Raw genomic sequence first — 19618 nt, forward strand, 5'->3', positions numbered from 1 at the left:
TCTTTTTCATAGAAATTTATTAGAAATGTAGTGATCATCACTGCGCACTACAACAAAGTAATAGCATCTGTGAAAGCGTTCACTAATACTAAGGTGTGTGATTTCTAAAAAGGTTGCTTCTCAAATTGTTATATGCGAAAAGAATTGGTAATTTAGCCTTCCTTAATACAAAAAAAATGAGTTCGGAAAAAGAAGCAAAATTAAAGGCATTAAAACTAACCCTAGATAAACTTGACAAGACATACGGTAAAGGTGCCGTTATGAAAATGGGGGATAGTGTGGTTCAAGACGTTGAAGTAATTCCGTCTGGATCTTTAGGATTAGATGTAGCTTTAGGTGTTGGAGGATATCCTAGAGGAAGAGTTATTGAAATATACGGACCAGAATCATCAGGTAAAACAACCTTAACGTTACACGCTATTGCAGAAGCTCAAAAAAGTGGCGGTATTGCAGCATTTATTGATGCGGAGCATGCTTTTGACCGTTTTTATGCAGCAAAATTAGGTGTAGATATTGATAATTTAATTATTTCACAACCAGATAACGGGGAGCAAGGTTTAGAAATTGCTGACAATTTAATTCGTTCTGGTGCTATTGATATTGTAGTAATAGATTCTGTTGCGGCATTGACGCCTAAAAGTGAAATTGAAGGTGAAATGGGAGATTCTAAAATGGGTCTTCACGCACGTTTAATGTCTCAAGCCTTACGTAAACTTACCGGTTCTATTAGTAAAACAAAATGTACGGTAATCTTTATCAACCAATTGCGTGAAAAAATTGGAGTTATGTTTGGGAATCCTGAAACAACTACTGGTGGTAACGCATTGAAATTTTATGCATCAGTACGTGTAGATATCAGAAGATCTACTCAAATAAAAGATTCAGATGGTAATGTTCAAGGAAACAAGACTAGAGTGAAAATAGTTAAGAATAAAGTTGCTCCGCCTTTCCGTCAAACAGAATTTGATATTATGTATGGAGAAGGTATTTCTAAAGTTGGTGAGGTAATTGACTTAGGAGTGGAATATGAGATTATTAAGAAAAGCGGTTCTTGGTTTAGTTATGGCGATACCAAATTAGGACAAGGGCGTGATGCCGTTAAAAACTTACTGCAGGATAATCCTGAATTACAAGAGGAACTCGACGCAAAAATTAGAGAAGCCATAAAAACTGTAAAAAGCTAAATTAAAAATCCCGATGTAAAAATTGGGATTTTCTTTTTTTAAACGCAACCATTGACGAGCTCTAACATCTTATTAAAAAAATAAGTATGAGAAATCTGTTTGCGCTCTTCACGATGTTGTTGGCAGTACTAAGTTTTACAGGATGTAGCTTAGATGAAACTGAAAATTTCCACTTTGTGACGCTTCCAATAGAAAGTGTAGAAATTCCAGAATCTTTTGATTTAAACGAAACCTATGAAATTAAAGTAACGTATCTGAGAACATCAGATTGTGCTTTTTTTGAAGGTTTTGATATTGTCAAAGAAGATACTACCATAAGAACTGTAGCAGCTATTGGTTCTATGTTAAGTGATTCTGATGATTGTAAAGAAGTTTTGGAGGAAGTAGAAACTTCGTTTAATTTTATTGTTTTATATCCAGACACCTATCTTTTTAAATTTTACACAGGAGAAGATGCAAATGGTGAAGCGGAGTATTTAGAAATAGAAGTGCCGGTGAACGAATAGCAATAAAGTTATCAACCTTAAATACACTACTCAATTTTGAGTCTAGAAGAACTCATTAACAACTGCAAAAAAGGCAATAGAAAAGCCCAGGAGCAATTATATCGAGATTACTCTCGGGTATTGTTTGGGGTTTGTCTTAAGTATTCTCGCAATAAAACGGAGGCCGAGGATAATTTGCATGATAGTTTTATGGTTATTTATAATAAGATAGGCCAGTTTAAGTTTAAGGGTTCTTTTGAAGGATGGATAAAGCGTATTACGGTAAATACAATCCTTCAGAAATACAGGAAAGAGACTAATCTTAGTCTTGTGCATGATAATATTGAGGAAGAAGAAGTGGAAGCGTCTAGTAGCTTTTCTGAGATTAGTTTAGCCAGTTTATTGCAATACATACAAGAATTGCCCAATAAATATAGACTAACCTTTAATTTATATGTTCTAGACGGATATTCTCACGCAGAGATTAGTGAAATGTTAGGAACCTCATTAGGGACCTCAAAATCTAACTTAGCGAGAGCTAGGATGATTTTAAAAGAAAAAATAGAAGCAGATATAAAACGAGAGGTTATTTTATAACCATCTTGTTTGTGATACTGCCAATTTTGAAGATAATTAGTAAGAAATGAGTAAAAAGAATTTAGATGAATTGTTTCGTGAACAGTTCAGAGATTTTGATGAAGTTCCTGATGATAAAGTCTGGACCGCTATTGAAGCATCTCTTGATCAAAAGAAATCACGCAAATTAATTCCGGTGTGGTGGTGGAAACTGGGAGGCATTGCTGCGGCATCATTACTATTGCTGTATGTAATAAATCCGTTTTCAAATGATATAGATAGTGTTCCTGTGGTAGATATTGAACAACCAGTAGAAGAACATTCTAAGGAGCTTATTGAAAAAACAGGAGAATCACCAATAGTAGAAACTTCTGGCACTACGAACCAGGAAGTTTTTGATACGGAAGCGGTAAAAGAAAACAATTCTTCTGCGGTACCTTCTTATGTAGCGGGTGATGAAACACGTACTAAGGTAAAGAAAGCAACAAGGGCTGGGAATTATGCTCCAAACGCAACTATGTCTTACGCAGAAGCTTCAACTGAACGGGCAGAGAATCATCAACAAGAAAATAATCACGGTGCAGGTGGAAAGGCTTCAAACTTAGGTAGTGTACCTAAAAATACATCTAGTGGTACAACTCAAAATGCAGTGGGTATTGCGAATAATACGAAGAATCAAAATAATTCTCCTCTTCGTGAGAAACATACAGATGCAAACGTTCATGAAAGTAGGGTTGACGTTGCTGCGATAACGCCTAGCGTGGAAAAAGAAGCAAATAATCCTAAAGAAAAGAAGAAGTCTATTTTTGATGAAATAGAAGATGAGGAAGTGCTTGTAGCAGAACATAAAGCAAATAAATGGTCTGTGAGCCCTAGTATTGCGCCTGTTTATTTTAATGGTTTAGGGGAGGGATCTCCGATACATTCCGCTTTTATTTCTAACTCTAAGACGGGTAATGTAAATTTAAGTTATGGCGTAGCTGTTGCTTATGAGGTAACAAAAAGATTAAAAGTAAGATCTGGGATTCACAAAGTAGATTATGGGTATAACACCAATCAAATTGAATTTAGTTCTTCTGTAAATGGTGCTGCAACAGTGCAAATAGCTAATATAGATTATAAAACAACTTCGAAAAATATTGTGGTTCAGAGCGAATTGAATCTTGATTCTAAAGCAGGATTTGTAGCAAGTGATGTTACGGCAAAGTCTCCGAGTTTAAATGGCGATTTATCACAGCAGTTTGGTTATTTAGAAGTGCCCTTAGAGTTGAACTATGCTTTATTGGACAAACGCTTCGGGATTAATGTAATTGGAGGTGTAAGCTCTTTATTCTTGTTGAATAATGATGTGTTTTTAAATTCAGGAGATCAAACTACGGAAGTAGGGGAGGCAAACAATATCAACGACATTAACTTTAGTACAAATTTTGGATTCGGGTTTAATTATAAGCTCACACAAAAGCTCCTTTTTAACCTGGAACCTGTGTTTAAATATCAACTAAATACCTTTTCTAATACTGCAGGAGATTTTCAACCTTTCTCCGTGGGCGTATATAGTGGTGTGAGTTTTAGATTTTAGAAGTTTTATTTAATTCATTTAAAATAACCGTTCTAACTTCGTCTCGTAAACTTGCCTTATGGGCTTCGTCTAGGTTTTCGGTTTTAAAGAAGTGATGCACGGTAACTTTACTCATTCCCGGTTTTCCTTTCGTGATGGTAAATGGTAAACGGGTTTTGTTGTTATAAAAAGTCATAGGCACTACCGGAATTTTATGTGCAATTGCCATTTTAAAAGCGCCATCCTTAAAGCTATCTAAAATAATATGTTCGTCTGGAACACCACCTTCTGGAAATATGCAGATACTCAATCCCTGGCTCAGTCGCTTTTGTGCTCTTCTGTATACTGCCGTTCTACTCTTGCTGTCACCGCGATCTACCAGAATACAAACACGCTTATAGAAAAATCCAAATAAAGGAATTTTTACGAGCTCTTTTTTACCTACAAACACAAAAGGATTAGGACTAACCTTAAGCATCATCATGATGTCTAACATACTCGTATGGTTAGCTACCAACATATAACTTTTTCCTTTTACGAGCTTTTCTTCTCGCTTAATTTTAGGAATACAACCCATTCCGTATAAAATAAAATTGGCCCAAATATTACGTGCTACCCAGAAAAACTGAGGATACCACTTTTCTGAGGCTGATAATACTACCAATACAGGTAGAAAGATAAGGATGGGAATTGCTACTAGAATGTAGAACCAAATTTGGTATAGTACACTTCCTATTTTTTGCGAAAATGAAATCATAAATTCAAAAGTAACAATTTTACGAGGTTATACTATTTGTTTTATCTTTGCAGGATAATTTTTTACAAGAAATGGCGCGAATTTTAACAGGAATACAAAGTACAGGAACTCCACATTTAGGAAATATTTTAGGAGCAGTTATGCCAGCTATTGAAATGGCAAATGACCCAAAAAATGAATCTTTTCTATTTATTGCGGACATGCATTCTCTTACTCAGATAAAAAATGGGGAAGAATTAAGGTATAATACCTATGCAGTGGCTGCAACTTGGCTGGCTTTTGGTTTAGATATATCTAAAACGGTATTTTACAAACAAAGTGCTATTCCTCAAACAGCAGAATTATCATGGTATCTAAGCTGTTTTTTTCCATACCAACGTTTAACTTTGGCACATTCTTTTAAAGATAAAGCAGATCGTTTGGATGATGTGAATGCCGGTTTGTTTTCTTATCCTATGCTTATGGCGGCAGATATTTTGTTGTATGATGCTAATATTGTTCCCGTAGGTAAAGATCAATTACAGCATATAGAAATGACACGGGATGTGGCGTCTCGTTTCCATGCGCAAATGGGAGAAACTTTTGTATTGCCAGAAGGCAAAATTCAAGAAGAAACCATGTATATACCAGGTACAGATGGTGCTAAAATGAGTAAGAGTAAGGGGAATTTAATTAACCTTTTTCAAACAGATAAAAAGTTACGTAAGCAAATTATGGGAATCCAAACGGATAGTACACCTATGGAAGACCCGAAAGATCCTGATACGGATAATGTATTTGCGCTGTATAAGATATTGGCAAGTGAAGAGCAAATTGCAGAAATGCGGGCCAATTACCTAAACGGAAATTATGGATATGGGCATGCAAAACAAGCTTTGTATGACGTAATTGTAGCTAAATTTGGTGAGGCTCGTGAGAAGTTTGATTATTACATGAATCATACCGATGAAATAGATAAGGCTTTAGAAATTGGGGCAGAAAAAGCGCGTAAAATTGCGAATGAAGTGTTAGGTCGTGTTAGAGAAAAGGTAGGGTACTAATACATTTTACTCTTTTTTACTTAAAATATAAAAACCGACTCATGAGTCGGTTTTTTAATATTACGGAATTTCGAAAGGCTGCCTTATTTCAGATTTTCGCATGTATTTTGTCGATGAACAGCACTGTTTAATGCTGGTAGCTCATATTTTGTTACAGGAACAAACTATGTGGTCTGTAAGTAAAGGGTGTATTTTAATCTTCAGAAAAGGAAAAACGACTCATTAGTATAGTTTTTTTGGTGACGAGCGCAAGTAGCTTATCGTTTTAACGTCCATTATCTTTAGAAGACATAAGTTCTTGTTGATCCTTATACGTCATGTCTTCTGAAATTGCTCCAATAGTTATTGATGCGGATATATGTAGTTTTATTTAGCGACAGCCTTTAAGCCAACAATCGAGATAATAAGAGTAGAAATAAAGAATATTCTCCAGAAATTAGCAGGTTCCTTAAATACGAGTATTCCAATAAGTACCGTTCCTACGGCTCCTATTCCAGTCCAGACCGCATATGCAGTTCCTATAGGTAAGCTGCGGATGCTGTAAATAAGCAATAAGAAGCTGGTTGTAGCACAAATTAAAAATCCCACGTACCACCAATACATTTCTGCGCCAGTAGTATCTTTCGTTTTCCCTAAACAAAAGGCAAAAGCTATTTCGAATAGGCCCGCTATGACTAATAAAATCCAATTCATCGTATTTATTTTTTGCAAAATTCGATAGAATGATTGGCTTAATACTTTACATATGATAAAAAACAATTTATTTTAAAGCAGCTCTGATTCTACTTAAACTAACTTGGGTGATGCCTAAATAAGAAGCTATATGATTTAAGGGTACTCTTTTAATCAAATCTGGCTCATTACTAATTAACTCTTGGTAGCGTTCCGTCGCTGTTCTCAATTGCCTTGATATAAGTCTTTCTTCTGTTTTGATAAGTTCTTGTTCTGCCAGTATTCTTCCCCAATTGGCAATAGCAATGTCTTTTTTGAATAATAATTTTAGTGTTTGGCTATCTGCGCTGTAGACCGTACTTGGTTCTAAAAGTTCAATATTTTCATACCCTCTTTCGTTTTCAACGTAGCTTTTCATAGAAAGGATCGGGTTACCTTCCTTTCCGAACCAAAAGGTAATGTCACCGGTCTCAAATTCTGAATATCCCCGGACAATTCCTTTTTTCATAAAATAAAGTTTAGGCTCTATTTTTTGGGCTCTTATTAAAATATGAGACTTAGGATAGGTCTCTTCTTCGAAAATAGCCATTAATTGCTTTTTAGAGGGACCCTGCAAGGGGTAAATTTGGTTTATTATTTCTTCTAAGCTCATGCGTGTATGCGTGGTATTTATTTCTATTGATGATTCGTCATTAGAGCGCTTCAAACAGTTTGCCAGGTAGAGGTCTGATGACGCCTTTCATTTCCATGTTCAGTAGGGTAGAAGAGGCTTTGAAAATAGGAATGTTGCAGGTTAAAGCGATGAGGTCTAACATTTGCTTGCCTTCTTTTAATAAATAACTGTGTATTGCTTGTTCTGTATCATCCAAATCAACAAATAACTGTTTTTGAACCGTTGTTGCTTTTTTATCTTTTAATTCCCAACCTAAATTATAGATTAGATCTGCTGCTGAGGTAAGCATTTGTGCTTTTTGTTGTTTGATAAGCGTATTGCAACCTGTACTATATTTGTCACCAGCACGACCGGGGACAGCAAACACATCACGATTGTAGCTGTGGGCAATATCTGCGGTTACTAGACTTCCTCCTTTTTCGGCAGATTCTATAACGATAGTGGCTTCACTCATACCGGCCACAATTCTATTTCTTTTTAAGAAATTTTCTCGTTCCGGATTACTTGTAGACCAAAACTCTGTATAGAAACCACCATTTTTTTCTACGTCAGAAATATATTTGGCATGTACTTTTGGATATATTTGATTTAGACCGTGCGCTAAACAGCCAATAGTTTGTAAGCCATGTTTAATCGCGGCTTTTTGAACACAAATATCTACACCATATGCAAAGCCACTTACAATTATAGGATTTAGAGGCGCTAAATCTTCTATAAGCTTTTCGCAAAATGAAGTGCCATAGCTTGTAATATTTCTTGTGCCAACGATGCCTATGATTTTTCGATCGGCTAAATTTATTTTGCCTTTTTCAAAAAGTAGAATGGGACTATCAATACAATGTTTTAAATAATTAGGGTAGTTTTTCTCTTGAAAGTATATTGGAGTAATATTTTCATTTTTTACAAATAGAAATTCAGCTTCTGCCTCTTCTTGATATATTTTTTCCCTTAAGTGCTTGATAGTGTGTGTGCCAATACCATCAATTTTTAATAAGTTTTGATTTTTTTCTTCAAAAACAGCATCAGGATTACCACAATGTGAAATTAATTTTTTGGCTGTAACATCACCAATATTAGGAATTCGCTGTAATTTTAATAATGAAATTAGCTCACTATCAGTCATTTGTAATATGTATTTATAGCTTTACAAGGTACATCTTTTAAAATGTTAATAAAAAGTAATCTAAGGGGTTTTCTGCCGCTTGTTTTTTTGCAATCTTTGCCACGATGAGATTAGAACACCATATTGAGGAATTACTTTACAGGTATAATTGCGTTATAGTACCTGAGTTTGGAGCATTTTTAAGTCAGACTAAATCTGCTTTTATTGATCAAGACACCCATACATTTTACCCACCGTCAAAGTTTATTTCATTTAATGAATTGCTTACGTCTAATGATGGTTTGTTGGTTTCGTATGTTGCCGATATTGAAAAGGCAAGTTATGAGACCATGTTAACGGAGTTAGCAACGATTGGTAAAAATTGGAAAACTCAATTGCAAAGAGGTGAGCGTTTATTCTTAGGGAATATTGGTAAGCTTTGGTTAAATAAAGAAGGTAAGATTCAATTTGAACCTTTTGAAAAAGTAAATTTCTTAACGACCTCATTTGGTTTGTCTTCTTGTGTTTCTGGTAAAATTACTAGAGAAGTACTAAAAGAAGAAGTTGTAAAATTAGAAGAAGAAATTCCGTTTATCATCACTCCGGAACAAAGAGCTAAACATTCTTTCAGACCTTATCTGAAATATGCAGCAGTTATATTCTTTGGAATATCTTTAGGTTTATCTGGATTGCGTTTTTATAAAGAAAATCAGAATATAGATCAGCTAGTGCAACAAGATGCTCAAAAGCAAGTATCTAAAAAAATAGAGGAAGCTACCTTCTTTGATGCTTCTCCACTAGAATTGCCTGTTGTAAACTTACATGCATCATTTAAAGCTCCAATTACAGCTACACAATACCATATTGTAGCGGGTGCATTTAAGGTGAAAGAGAATGCGGATAAGAAAATAGAGCAGTTACAATCTAAAGGCTATAATGCAAATTATATTGGGGTAAACAAGTTTGGTTTCCATGTTGTTGCTTTTGATAGTTTTTCTGAAGCTAACGATGCCATCAATTATTTGAGAAAAATTAAGCAGACAGAATCTAGTGATGCTTGGTTGTTTCAAGAATAAAATTATTCTGTTTTTTAAGCCAATTTAAAGAACGTATCTTCGCCAAAAAAATAAGATATGACGCCTAAGACTCCTCGTGAATCTAGAACAATTTTAACCGATTTGGTTTTGCCTAGCGAAACTAACCCTTTAAATAATCTGTTTGGTGGTGAATTATTGGCTAGAATGGATCGTGCCGCAAGTATTGCAGCAAGACGTCATAGCCGAAGAATTACAGTAACTGCATCTGTAAATCACGTAGCATTTAATCAATCTGTCCCTGTTGGGAGTGTTGTAACTGTAGAGGCTGCTGTTTCTAGAGCGTTTAAGACGTCTATGGAGGTGTATATAGATGTTTGGATGGAAGACCGTTTTACTGGGACTAAATCTAAAGCTAATGATGCCATTTATACCTTTGTTGCTGTAGATGATACTGGGAAACCAACAGAGGTGCCACAATTACTTCCGGAAACCGACTTAGAAAAAGATCGTTTTGCAGCGGCTTTACGAAGAAAACAACTAAGCTTGGTGTTGGCGGGTAAGATGAAACCACATGATGCTACAGAACTCAAAGCATTATTTTTAGCCGATGAAACAACTAAATAATATATAAAACCTCACTTGTTGAGGTTTTTTTATGCCTTGTTCTTAAAGCTTATAAATCCATTCTTCAGGATTAAGCCTTGAGGTATCTTGATACAAATAAAATTTTAACAGCGTTTGATTGCTACTAGTGTTTGTAAAAACTTCGCCAAGCGCCGCTTTTGCTTTTATATGATCTCCTTTTGTAACATATACAGAAGATAAATTGTAATAAGTACTTATGTAGTTACCATGCTTTATTTGCACTCCTTTATTACCACCAGGCACACTAATGACAGCAATAACTTCTCCTTCAAATATGGCACGTGCTTTAGCGCCCTGATCAGTAGCGATGATGACACCATTGTTCTGGTGTTTAATACCTGGATATACTGCGTCATTATAGACCCCAAATCCAATACTTTTTATTCCTTTTTCTACGGGCCAAATAAGTTTTCCTTTGTTCGAAGAGAAATTATTAGCAATGACAGTAGCCTCGGGCGTCAAAACAAATTTGTCTGATTTGGTTGTGTTTCCCGCTTTCTTATTGGAACTAACAATAGCGCTTTTTATCAAGCCCTCTATTTGTTTATCTATTTTACGGGCTTCTTTTTCTTTCTGTTTAATTGTAGCCGTATACTTGCTTTCGTTTTTTCGAATGGTACTCAAAAGTGTATTTTGAGTTTTCTTTTCTATTTCTAACTCTTTTTTTGCAGCAGTGTTTTCTGCGATTAAAAGATCTTTAGTTTTACGCTGAGCAATAAGCGTTTCATTCAATGAATTAAGCTCTTCTGTTTTTGAAAGAATCTGTTCTCCTTGTTCTTTTCTAAACTTGGTGTATTGCTTCATGTACTGAAGCCGTTTAAAGCCCTGGAAGAAACTTTCTGAAGAAAGTAAGAACATTAGTCTACTCTGTTTAGATTTGTTCTGATACGACTTCTGAATCATCAATGCGTAGTCTTCCTTTAGCGTGGTTAGTTCATTCTTTAGTTTAGAAATATTTCTGACGTTCGCGTTTAATTGTCGGTTTAGCAAATTAGATTGCTCATTGGTAACTCTTATCAATTGTTGGCGTACAGATATTTTTTTATCTAACGCATTCATTTGATCTAAAACATTTCCTTTTTCCTTCTTCTCGGCATAGAGAAGTCGGTTTATTTCTCGGATTTCATTTTGAAGCCTTTCACGCTTGGCCTCTAAGTTCTTTTGTTCTGTGGTTTGAGAATAACTTGCCTGTAGGCCACAGATTAAGAGCGCTATGAAAACAAAAAAGTGTGGATATGTTTTAATTGAACTCATATTTAATCTAAGCTAATCTCTTTAAAACCGTTTGGTATATCGTAAGGAAATTTTAAATTACGATCAAACTCAATATTCTTATATTCAATTTCGATTAAGCTTTCATTACCATCCATTGCGGCAGAAATGACAATTTCATTAGGGATTATTTTTTTGTCAATCTCCTGGTAATTCGTGTAATTTATTTGCAGCAAACGTTGCTCTTTTGGTTGTGAGATTTGCTCTTTGCTAACTCTAAAGTATTTTGGTTCTATTTGAAATAAGATTTTATATAACTCTAATGCTTTTTTAGGCTGTAGTTGGTAATTTTCATTAGCCACATTTACATCATATTTAGCATCGCGTAAATCCAAAATAGCCTGACCTAAAAGTAAACTCTGTACTTTTTCAAAATCTAATTCTGTACCCAATAATTTGCTTAAATAAGAGAAGTCACCGTCAAAATAGGAATTATCAAGCTTGTTATAAAAAGATACTCTATTTGGGGTGATGTACGCCTTAAAAATATTAAAAGATGCAAAAATTAATATAGCCTTGTCTTTTTCCATACGAAGACTAACACTGAATCCCTGTGACGCATTTTTATCTTCATAATTTATTTTCATTTTACCCGAAATTGTTTCAAAATCTAAAGCATTGGCATAATGCGCCTTGATGATTGCTTTTGAGCTTAGACTTTCATCAATAGCACCACTTGTTACTATTTTTGTCGATTTACATGAAACCACAAAGAGAATTGAAATACTAAATATTATTTTTTTTAACACGCTTATTTTGTTTTAAAATCCGGGTTTAATTTTTCTGAGATATATATTTGCCTTAACCGTATTATTAATTCCATTATAGGCAACAGAGAGTTCTTTATTTATTTTGTTAGATAAGCTGATGTCATCTAGCATATAATCTAGAGATTCTTCCAATACAGCAATAGCCTCTCTATACCTTTTTTTATGGTTTAAAGCTAAGCCTCTGGCGTAATAGAAGTAAGGTTGTGCAGGATAATTTTGCAATGCTTCTTTGGAGATGGTGTCTAGAATGATATAATTTTTACTTCGTATTAAATTAGAAATATAATTTTTATAATGCTCAATAGATCCACTTTCTGTGTTTCTCGTATTATTAGAAACGGTAGTACTATAACTGTAAGTTTCGCTATTTTCCTCTTGAACTTTTATGCCTGCTTTAATTTTTGAATAGAGGTTTTCTGTGAATTTTGATGTTTCTAGAGAATTTAAAACCGTTAGGGCGCTTTTGTAAATTTCCATTTGGTAATACACAAGGGCTAAATTCTTCTTGAGGGCAATATTGTCATACGGTATTTGAGATTCTACCGAGCTGATACCATCACTTCTCAATTGTAATATACGCACTAGATTCTGTAAATACCAATAGTTTTCTGGGTCACTATTTAAGGCATTAATGGCATGTTCTTGAGCAAAGTCCAATTGTTTTGTCTCACGAAATACTTGCGCAAGTTCATGATCTACAGCTTTAACTTTAGGATCTATATTTTTACAATCTAAGAATAGATGTATGGCTTTGTCATAATTTTCAATGCCTTTTTGTTTAAGGCCTTCAAAGAATTTTTCTTGAAAATCATCGGAGTATTCTTCAAGGAATAGCTCAGCGTTTTCTTCTACGCTATCTATTTGTTTTTGCGCAATACTTAGGTTCGAGATCATAAAAATCCCTATAATACCATAAGTAAGCAAAAACTTTCTTTTCATATGTTTTAGTACAAGCTAGCCTTCCGTGTTCAAGAGAAGGCTAGTGTTGTTTATTTTTAATGCAATTATTCTAATACCGAATAATCACCAATACTTATCGATTCAAAATTGCCATTAAAGACAACATGATTTCCTATCATAGCATTGTCTAAGTTAGCATTTGAAATTTTAGTATTGGTCTGTATTAAGCTATTCTTAACAGTTGAGTTTTCAATAACCGTATTGTTTCCAATAGAAACAAACGGACCAACAGTAGTATTTTTTAGCACTACATTTTCGCCTATAAAGCAAGGTGCTATGATATTTGCATTTTCTAAAGTAGCAGATGCAGCAACTAGTGGTTCGCCATCTTTTTCAAGAAAACCTAACATACGTTGGTTGGTTTCTATCGTTACAGCTTTGTTTCCACAATCCATCCATTCTGTTACCGTACCTGTTTTAAACACTTTGCCATCAGCCATCATACGCTTAATACCGTCATTAATTTGGTATTCACCACCATTAATGATATTGTGATCTAAAACATACTGCAATTCGTTCTTAAGAACGGCTACATCTTTAAAGTAATAAATTCCAATAACAGCTTGATCACTTACAAAGGTTTCTGGTTTCTCAACCAATTCTACGATTTCGTCTTTATCATTAAGATTAACTACACCATAGGCAGATGGGTTTTCTACTCTTTTAGTCCAAATAACACTATCGGCTTCTTTGTCTAAATCAAAATCTGCACGGATGAGTGTATCTGCATAAGCAATTACCGCGGGTCCACTCAATGAAGGTTCTGCACACATAATGGCGTGACCTGTACCTTTTGGGTCTAATTGACGATAAATACTTGGTTTAGCACCTAATTCTACAGCCAATGCTTTTAAACTTTCCACAACATCATCGCCAAAGAAAGCGGGGTCTCCTAGAATAAAAGCAATTTCTTCTATAGGCTGATTTAATACACCAACAATGTCAGATACTAAACGGTGTACTATTGGTTTTCCGGCTACCGGAATTAATGGTTTTGGAACTGTTAAACTATGTGGCCTTAGTCGTGATCCACGACCAGCCATGGGAACAATAATTTTCATAATCCTATATTAAATCCTTTTAGACAAAAGAAATTTATTTTTTAGTTAATATTTTATTTATGTAATATTTAAAGTGATAACGGGTGCTTCGTCTAAATATTCTACCGTAAGCTACTGCTTATTTTACGCCAGTACTTCCAAACCCACCTTCACCACGCTTGGTTTCAGATAATTCTTCAGCAAGTGTCCATGTGGCGCGTTCATGTTTAGCAATAACTAATTGTGCAATACGCTCCCCATTTTCTACGGTAAATGCTTCATTGGAAAGATTAACGAGTATGACACCTATTTCTCCTCTATAATCTGCATCAATGGTACCAGGCGCATTTAAAACAGTTATTCCTTTTTTTGCAGCCAACCCACTTCGTGGTCTAACTTGTGCTTCATAGCCAACAGGGAGTTCTATAAATAACCCAGTTTTTACAATCGTACGTTCTAAAGGAGCAATAGTAATGGCTTCCGGTATAAAAGCACGAAGATCCATACCTGCAGAGGCCCCAGTTTCATAATGCGGCAACTCGTGAGTAGATTTGTTAAGTATTTTTATTTCCATTTTTAATATTTGGATGTAATTATTTTTTAAAGCTATTTTTTGTTTGAAATTATTTGTCTAATCTTTTCATTCTCTAACTTATATACTAAACCAAGAAAAATTAGAAGTAAAATTATTCCAATAATTAAATTTTGGTCAAAGATATAAAATGATACAATAGACAGAAGAATAGATAGCCCAAGATAAAATAGAATTTTTCGCATATTATACGGAATTGGATAATGTTTTTTTCCAATCCAATAAGATAAGACCATCATGGTACCATAGGCCAATAAAGTTGCTAATGCAGATGCCATATAGCCCCAATAGGGAATAGCGATGAAATTTATGAGTAGGGTAATGATAGCACCGATTACCGATATAAAAGCCCCATAGCGGGTTTTGTCTGTTACTTTATACCAAACCGATAAATTATGATAAATACCTAAAAAGAAACTTGCTAGAATTAATAAAGGCACAGCAGGCATTGCTTCCCAATAGGCTTCATTTTGTACGATAAGTACTTTTAATACGTCTGCAAATACAATCACGCCAAGTAAAATTATACTTCCTAGTATTACAAAGTAGTTGGTGATTTGTGCATATGCTTTTTGTGGGTTTTCAGAATTTGAATGGCTGAAGAAGAAAGGTTCTATACCCAATCTAAAACCTGTAGCAAATAGTGTCATGAAAACGGCCAACTTATAACAGGCAGAATACTTACCTACTTCTGATTCGGCTATGTTTTCCGGCAGTAAACTTTCTAATAAAATTCGATCAAAAACTTCATTAATGGTAAATGCAATTCCGGCAATTAGTATTGGCCAAGCGTATTTCATCATTTTTCGCCAAAGCTCTTTGTCAAATATATAGTTGTTTTTAAAGTAGAGTTCTAACATTACCACTAATGTAAAAGCACTAGCAATTAAGTTTGAAATGAAAATATAGGAAATCTGAAAGTCCGGTTTATACATCCAGGCTAATGCACTAGACGGATTCTGTTCTACGATTGTTGGAAGGTAAATTAGAAAGAAGACATTCAGTCCTAAATTTATGGCAACATTTACAATTTTTATGATGGCATACCGCATCGATTTTTCGGTGGCGCGTAACCATGAAAATGGGATAATTACTAAAGCATCTAAGGCTAAAATGTAAATAGCATATTTGATGTAGGTTACATCAATATCACTCCAAGCTGCAAAATAGTTTCTAAAAATATAGGCAACTACAAAAAATAGGGTGGTAGACGCAAGAATAGAAATCAGTGACGTGGAAATCACTTTATTTTTATCTTCAGCCTTATAGAAAAATCTAAAAAATGATGTTTCCATTCCGTAGGCTAGAAACACGTTAAAAATGGCAATCCAAGAAAAAATAACAGATATTCTACCGTATAATGCCGGGTCAGGCATTACACCAGTATATATCGGCACCAAGATAAACGATAGCATTCTGGGTAGCACTGTTGCCAGCCCATATACAAAGGTCTGTTTAAAAAGTTTTTTAAATGGATTCAACCGTTGAAAATTAGGCGTTAAAAGTAGGTATTTAAACGCTCTCTACAAAGTTAGTTCCTTGGTTTGCTAGAATATAGTAAGGGCTGTTTTTCTTTAATCTTACTAATTTTAGTGTATTTAACTTTTTTACCGTCATTTTCTATATAAGAAAGTACCGCCTCATCATTGTCTAACTCATAAGGGTATTCGGCTATAGGCTCTTTCTTCAAGTGCGGAGGTTGGTTGCCTACTTCTTTCCTTGGATCTGCATGCAGGATAATATCGGGCCTTGGAATTTTATTGATCGTAATTTTAGCACTTACAAATTGTTTGCCATCAATAATTTCTTTTTTTACTGTGGTTACGTGTCCTCTAAAATAGAGGTGCTGAAAAGATACATTTTCATCCATTATCTGCGTGATTGGTAAGACAACGTCAATTCCAGTAGCACTTTCTTCTTTGCCTCCAACCCATTTTTGAGAAGTGGGATGATCAATAACAAAAGGAGGTTTAGCTTCCATGTTCTTTTGTGATGCACAGCTTCCAAGTCCAAGTAATGCAATGAAATAGATGTATACTAAGTTTTTCATTTCTAACAGTTTAAATTATCTTATGACACGAATATATTCAAAAGTGATGCCAATTGGTTAAGGAATTAAAATTTTCAGTATTAAATTCTTTTGGACCTTACTGCTTCAATTGCTGCAATAGATTAAGTTCAAAACTTATTTTCTTGTATATAAATGTGCTTAAAACAGTCATTATAATGGGAAATGAAATTGTTATGTAAAGAAAAAATCCCGGAGATAAATTTTCTTTAAAAGAAGGTAATAGAAGCACAAAGCCCAGTATGTAAACCACTATTAAAATAGGAGTCCATATAAAATGTATTTTTTTGCGCTCTTGATAATATAAGGCTACATTTTTCTTATATGCACTTGCTTTTGCGGCGATTTCTAAGTTTCTTATTTTTTTGGTACTTATCAGCTCAATTAGTATTCTTATTACTAATGCTGTAATCATTAAGGCCAGGCCTATAGCTGTCATACTTTGATTATATGCTGCTATATATATGAAGAACGCTACAAGTATAATTACTGTAGTCGTTAATATTCCATTGGTTAGTTTTTGTTTTTTCTTTATGGAATTCACCTTTTTTAAAATGGCTTTATGTCCTTCGCTTGGAGTGGCTATAATATCTTGCTCGGCCCACTGTGTTTTTAGTTCTTCAAATGCTTTCATTTTGTACACATTTAGTTAATTCATTTTTTATTCTGTGAATTCGGATTGTAATGGCTTCGTGGCTTATTCCCATGATGCTAGCAATTTCTTTTTGCGGTATTCCTTCCAATTCTAATAAAATGATGCTTTTATTGTCTTTGCTGAGTTGGTCTATACATTGATAGAGTGTTTGAAATTTTTTTTCCTTGTCTTGTAATTCATTTTCAGGATTTTGAATTTCTACCGTACCCAGTATTTTGGACAATGGGATATTCTTTTTTTTTCTTAAACTTAACAAGCAGGTATTTACCGTAATTCTGTATATCCATGTAGAAATAGAAGCATCATTCCTAAAGTTGGGAAGATGCTCCCAAACTTTTATAAATACTTCTTGAACAAAATCATTAGCGAGCATAAGATCACCTGACGCGTATCCTAAGCACATTCGGTATACCTTAGGGTGGTTATCTTGGTAAATAGCTTTAAAATGGTCCTCTAAATGCTTCATGCGGGATTATAATGCTAGCTTAATTTCTTTTATTAACCATTCGGGCTGGTCAAACATAATGAAGTGGGCTGACTTAGGTGCAAATTTTATAGTATAGTCCTCTAAGTTTTTGTATTGCGCTTGATAGGTTTGCTTAACGGTTTCTTCGCCGTAAGGTTGTGTTGCGGCTAAAATTGTAATTGGAGTTTTTACAGTGGCGATAGTTTCCCTTAAGTCTAGCTTCAGTAAATCGGTATAGCCATTAACATAAGTATTTCTATCTGCTTGTACCATCCATTCTACAATTTGTTGTCTTTTCTCGGTATTCATAGTCATTCCCTGTGCCATTTGTTGTGCCATGGTTGAAAATTCTTCAGCGTTCATTTTTAAGAGCTGAGCATTATATGGATTGTCGTAGGTGATAAATTCACTTTTAAAGTTGGGGATCATTAAGGCTCCGGTAGAGGCCAAGGCATCAATTAAAATGATTTTAGAAAAATAATCTTTTTCTGAAGCCATCCAAAGGGCTAAGGTGCCACCAAGACTATGACCAATTGCGGTGGGTTTTTTCAATTTTTTAGCTATAATGTATTTAGAAACGCCATTCTTAATTTCAGCTAGCCATGGAGTTTTTATAGCGGGCACATCACCAAAACCTGCAAAGGTGAATACATGGCATTCGTAATTTTTAGATAAGTCTTTAATAACATCGTTCCAAACGGCTCCTGTACAAGTAAATCCTGGAAATAACAAGATCGGTTCTCCTTTTCCTGAAACCTCCACTTGAAATGGGTATTCTTGAGCATTTAAGCTTAGGTTTAAATTGAGAGCGAAAAGGGCAACTAGTAATTTTAATTTCATTGTGATAGTTTTAGTTATGTACCCTTTAGATTCATTTGTTTAAAAATGTTACATCATTTTATAGTATTTATTTTTAGGGTATAAAAAAACCCCGCTAAAAGCGAGGTTTTCTATAAGTGTTTGTTTGTTCTGATAGACAGTGTTTTTAGGATGTCTATATAGTTAAATTTGACTTCACTATCGTTCCGTCTAATTGCTTAAAGCTTCTGTATTAATTAAATTTGACTTCACTATCGTTCCGTCTAATTGCTTAAGGCTATTGTATTAATTTAATTTGACTTCACTATGATTCCGTCTAATTACTTAAAGCTTTTGCATTGATTGAATTTGACTTCACTATCGTACCGTCTAATTGCTTAAAGCTTCCGCACCACCAACAATTTCTAATATTTCATTAGTAATTGCAGCTTGTCTAGCTTTGTTATACGTCAGTTTTAATTGATCTCTTAATTCAGTAGCGTTATCAGTAGCTTTATGCATGGCTGTCATACGTGCTCCATGCTCACTAGCAAAAGAATCTCTTACTCCTTTGTATAATTGTGTTTTTAAAGACTTAGGTATTAATTGTTCTACAATTTCAAACTTAGAAGGCTCATATACATAATCAGCTGCCGCAGTAGCCGCTTCTCCTGATACAGGAACAATCGGTAAAAATTGTTCAGTCATTACAATTTGAGTTGCTGCATTCTTGAACTTGTTATACACAATTTCAATCTTGTCATAAGTGCCATTCGTAAATAATGCCATTAATTCTTCAGCAATTGCAGAAATAGCATCAAAAGTCAAATCTTCATAAACTGAGCTATGATTTTCGATAACGGTATATTTCTTTTTAAGAATATCATTGGCTTTCTTTCCGATCGCCATAAATTCTACCTGCTTACCTGCATATGTTTGGTTTGCTAAAAGCATACTCTGCTTGATAATGTTGGTATTGAAAGCGCCACATAAACCTCTGTTTGAAGTTATAGCTACTACCAATACTTTATTTACCTCACGGTTTTGTGCATATACACTACCAGCATCACCTTCAAGACTAGCACTTAAACTTTGTAAAAGTTCAGTAAGCTTATCTGAATAAGGACGCATTGCAGTAATGGCATCTTGTGCTTTTTTCAATTTTGCAGCAGATACCATTTTCATGGCACTGGTAATCTGCATCGTTGAAGAAACTGATGCTATCCTGTTACGTATTTCTTTTAAGTTTGCCATATTTCTTAGTATGT

The 19618-nt window shown here is 34.5% G+C and carries 22 protein-coding genes; 7 read left to right on the plus strand and 15 right to left on the minus strand.

The annotated features are described in order from the left end of the window. Positions 1-176: 176 nt before the first annotated feature. The 4 genes from recA to M666_RS05275 all read left to right on the plus strand — a co-directional run bounded on the left by recA (position 177) and on the right by M666_RS05275 (position 3824). Positions 177-1184: a recombinase RecA gene (gene recA, locus M666_RS05260; protein ID WP_024482316.1), complete on the plus strand. Its 1008-nt coding sequence runs from the start codon at positions 177-179 to the stop codon at positions 1182-1184. An 86-nt stretch (positions 1185-1270) separates the two neighbouring features. After that, positions 1271-1690 (plus strand): hypothetical protein, encoded by a 420-nt coding sequence (locus M666_RS05265; protein WP_024482315.1) that lies wholly within the window; start codon positions 1271-1273, stop codon positions 1688-1690. 36 nt (positions 1691-1726) lie between these two features. Then, complete coding sequence (locus M666_RS05270; RefSeq protein ID WP_029447464.1) at positions 1727-2266, plus strand: RNA polymerase sigma factor; 540 nt, start codon at positions 1727-1729, stop codon at positions 2264-2266. Between the two features lie 46 nt (positions 2267-2312). After that, positions 2313-3824 (plus strand): porin family protein, encoded by a 1512-nt coding sequence (locus M666_RS05275; protein ID WP_029447463.1) that lies wholly within the window; start codon positions 2313-2315, stop codon positions 3822-3824. Here M666_RS05275 and M666_RS05280 read toward each other — a convergent pair. Then, positions 3814-4560: a lysophospholipid acyltransferase family protein gene (locus M666_RS05280; protein ID WP_029447462.1), complete on the minus strand. Its 747-nt coding sequence runs from the start codon at positions 4558-4560 to the stop codon at positions 3814-3816. The genes M666_RS05275 and M666_RS05280 overlap by 11 nt on opposite strands. A 71-nt stretch (positions 4561-4631) precedes the next feature. Here M666_RS05280 and trpS point away from each other — a divergent pair, with 71 nt between their 5' ends. After that, positions 4632-5600, plus strand: coding sequence for a tryptophan--tRNA ligase (gene trpS / locus M666_RS05285; RefSeq protein ID WP_024482310.1), 969 nt, complete (start codon positions 4632-4634; stop codon positions 5598-5600). A gap of 366 nt (positions 5601-5966) precedes the next feature. Here the strand turns inward: trpS and M666_RS05290 are convergent, their stop codons facing one another. The 3 genes from M666_RS05290 to dprA form a co-directional block, all read right to left on the minus strand. After that, on the minus strand, positions 5967-6293 hold the full coding sequence (locus tag M666_RS05290) for a DMT family transporter (RefSeq protein WP_024482309.1): 327 nt from the start codon (positions 6291-6293) through the stop codon (positions 5967-5969). 67 nt (positions 6294-6360) lie between these two features. Then, the gene (locus tag M666_RS05295; protein ID WP_029447461.1) at positions 6361-6924 is read right to left on the minus strand and encodes a Crp/Fnr family transcriptional regulator; all 564 of its coding nucleotides are present in this window, start codon (positions 6922-6924) and stop codon (positions 6361-6363) included. Between the two features lie 40 nt (positions 6925-6964). Continuing rightward, positions 6965-8068 (minus strand): DNA-processing protein DprA, encoded by a 1104-nt coding sequence (dprA, locus tag M666_RS05300; RefSeq protein ID WP_029447460.1) that lies wholly within the window; start codon positions 8066-8068, stop codon positions 6965-6967. A 104-nt stretch (positions 8069-8172) separates the two neighbouring features. Here dprA and M666_RS05305 point away from each other — a divergent pair, with 104 nt between their 5' ends. Together M666_RS05305 and M666_RS05310 are read left to right on the plus strand one after the other, a co-directional pair. Beyond that, on the plus strand, positions 8173-9123 hold the full coding sequence (locus M666_RS05305) for an HU domain-containing protein (protein WP_029447459.1): 951 nt from the start codon (positions 8173-8175) through the stop codon (positions 9121-9123). Between the two features lie 57 nt (positions 9124-9180). After that, the gene (locus tag M666_RS05310) at positions 9181-9708 is read left to right on the plus strand and encodes an acyl-CoA thioesterase (protein WP_025616246.1); all 528 of its coding nucleotides are present in this window, start codon (positions 9181-9183) and stop codon (positions 9706-9708) included. A gap of 42 nt (positions 9709-9750) precedes the next feature. Here M666_RS05310 and M666_RS05315 read toward each other — a convergent pair whose 3' ends face one another. From M666_RS05315 to atpG, 11 genes are all read right to left on the minus strand, one after another. Further along, positions 9751-10983 carry a murein hydrolase activator EnvC family protein gene (locus tag M666_RS05315; protein WP_029447458.1) on the minus strand — a complete coding sequence of 411 codons (1233 nt, stop codon included), beginning with the start codon at positions 10981-10983 and terminating at the stop codon, positions 9751-9753. Between the two features lie 2 nt (positions 10984-10985). After that, positions 10986-11750 (minus strand): lipoprotein insertase outer membrane protein LolB1, encoded by a 765-nt coding sequence (locus M666_RS05320; RefSeq protein ID WP_316932437.1) that lies wholly within the window; start codon positions 11748-11750, stop codon positions 10986-10988. Positions 11751-11762: 12 nt separating this feature from the next. Then, complete coding sequence (locus M666_RS05325; protein ID WP_039325197.1) at positions 11763-12710, minus strand: tetratricopeptide repeat protein; 948 nt, start codon at positions 12708-12710, stop codon at positions 11763-11765. 65 nt (positions 12711-12775) lie between these two features. Beyond that, positions 12776-13792 (minus strand): sugar nucleotidyltransferase, encoded by a 1017-nt coding sequence (locus M666_RS05330; RefSeq protein WP_024482301.1) that lies wholly within the window; start codon positions 13790-13792, stop codon positions 12776-12778. 118 nt (positions 13793-13910) lie between these two features. After that, positions 13911-14345, minus strand: a complete 435-nt coding sequence (gene dut / locus M666_RS05335; protein ID WP_029447455.1) for a dUTP diphosphatase — start codon at positions 14343-14345, stop codon at positions 13911-13913. Positions 14346-14377: 32 nt separating this feature from the next. Continuing rightward, the gene (locus tag M666_RS05340; RefSeq protein WP_029447454.1) at positions 14378-15844 is read right to left on the minus strand and encodes a lipopolysaccharide biosynthesis protein; all 1467 of its coding nucleotides are present in this window, start codon (positions 15842-15844) and stop codon (positions 14378-14380) included. 50 nt (positions 15845-15894) lie between these two features. Beyond that, complete coding sequence (locus M666_RS05345; protein WP_029447453.1) at positions 15895-16413, minus strand: hypothetical protein; 519 nt, start codon at positions 16411-16413, stop codon at positions 15895-15897. A gap of 97 nt (positions 16414-16510) precedes the next feature. Next, complete coding sequence (locus M666_RS05350; RefSeq protein ID WP_029447452.1) at positions 16511-17065, minus strand: hypothetical protein; 555 nt, start codon at positions 17063-17065, stop codon at positions 16511-16513. Next, positions 17052-17552, minus strand: a complete 501-nt coding sequence (locus M666_RS05355) for an RNA polymerase sigma factor (RefSeq protein ID WP_029447451.1) — start codon at positions 17550-17552, stop codon at positions 17052-17054. The genes M666_RS05350 and M666_RS05355 overlap by 14 nt, the downstream gene beginning before the upstream one ends. A 6-nt stretch (positions 17553-17558) precedes the next feature. Continuing rightward, complete coding sequence (locus M666_RS05360) at positions 17559-18392, minus strand: alpha/beta fold hydrolase (RefSeq protein WP_029447450.1); 834 nt, start codon at positions 18390-18392, stop codon at positions 17559-17561. Positions 18393-18740: 348 nt separating this feature from the next. Further along, positions 18741-19604: an ATP synthase F1 subunit gamma gene (gene atpG / locus M666_RS05365; RefSeq protein WP_029447449.1), complete on the minus strand. Its 864-nt coding sequence runs from the start codon at positions 19602-19604 to the stop codon at positions 18741-18743. Positions 19605-19618: the final 14 nt, after the last annotated feature.

Origin of the sequence: Cellulophaga baltica 18 (assembly GCF_000468615.2) — a bacterium.
Classification (GTDB): domain Bacteria; phylum Bacteroidota; class Bacteroidia; order Flavobacteriales; family Flavobacteriaceae; genus Cellulophaga; species Cellulophaga baltica.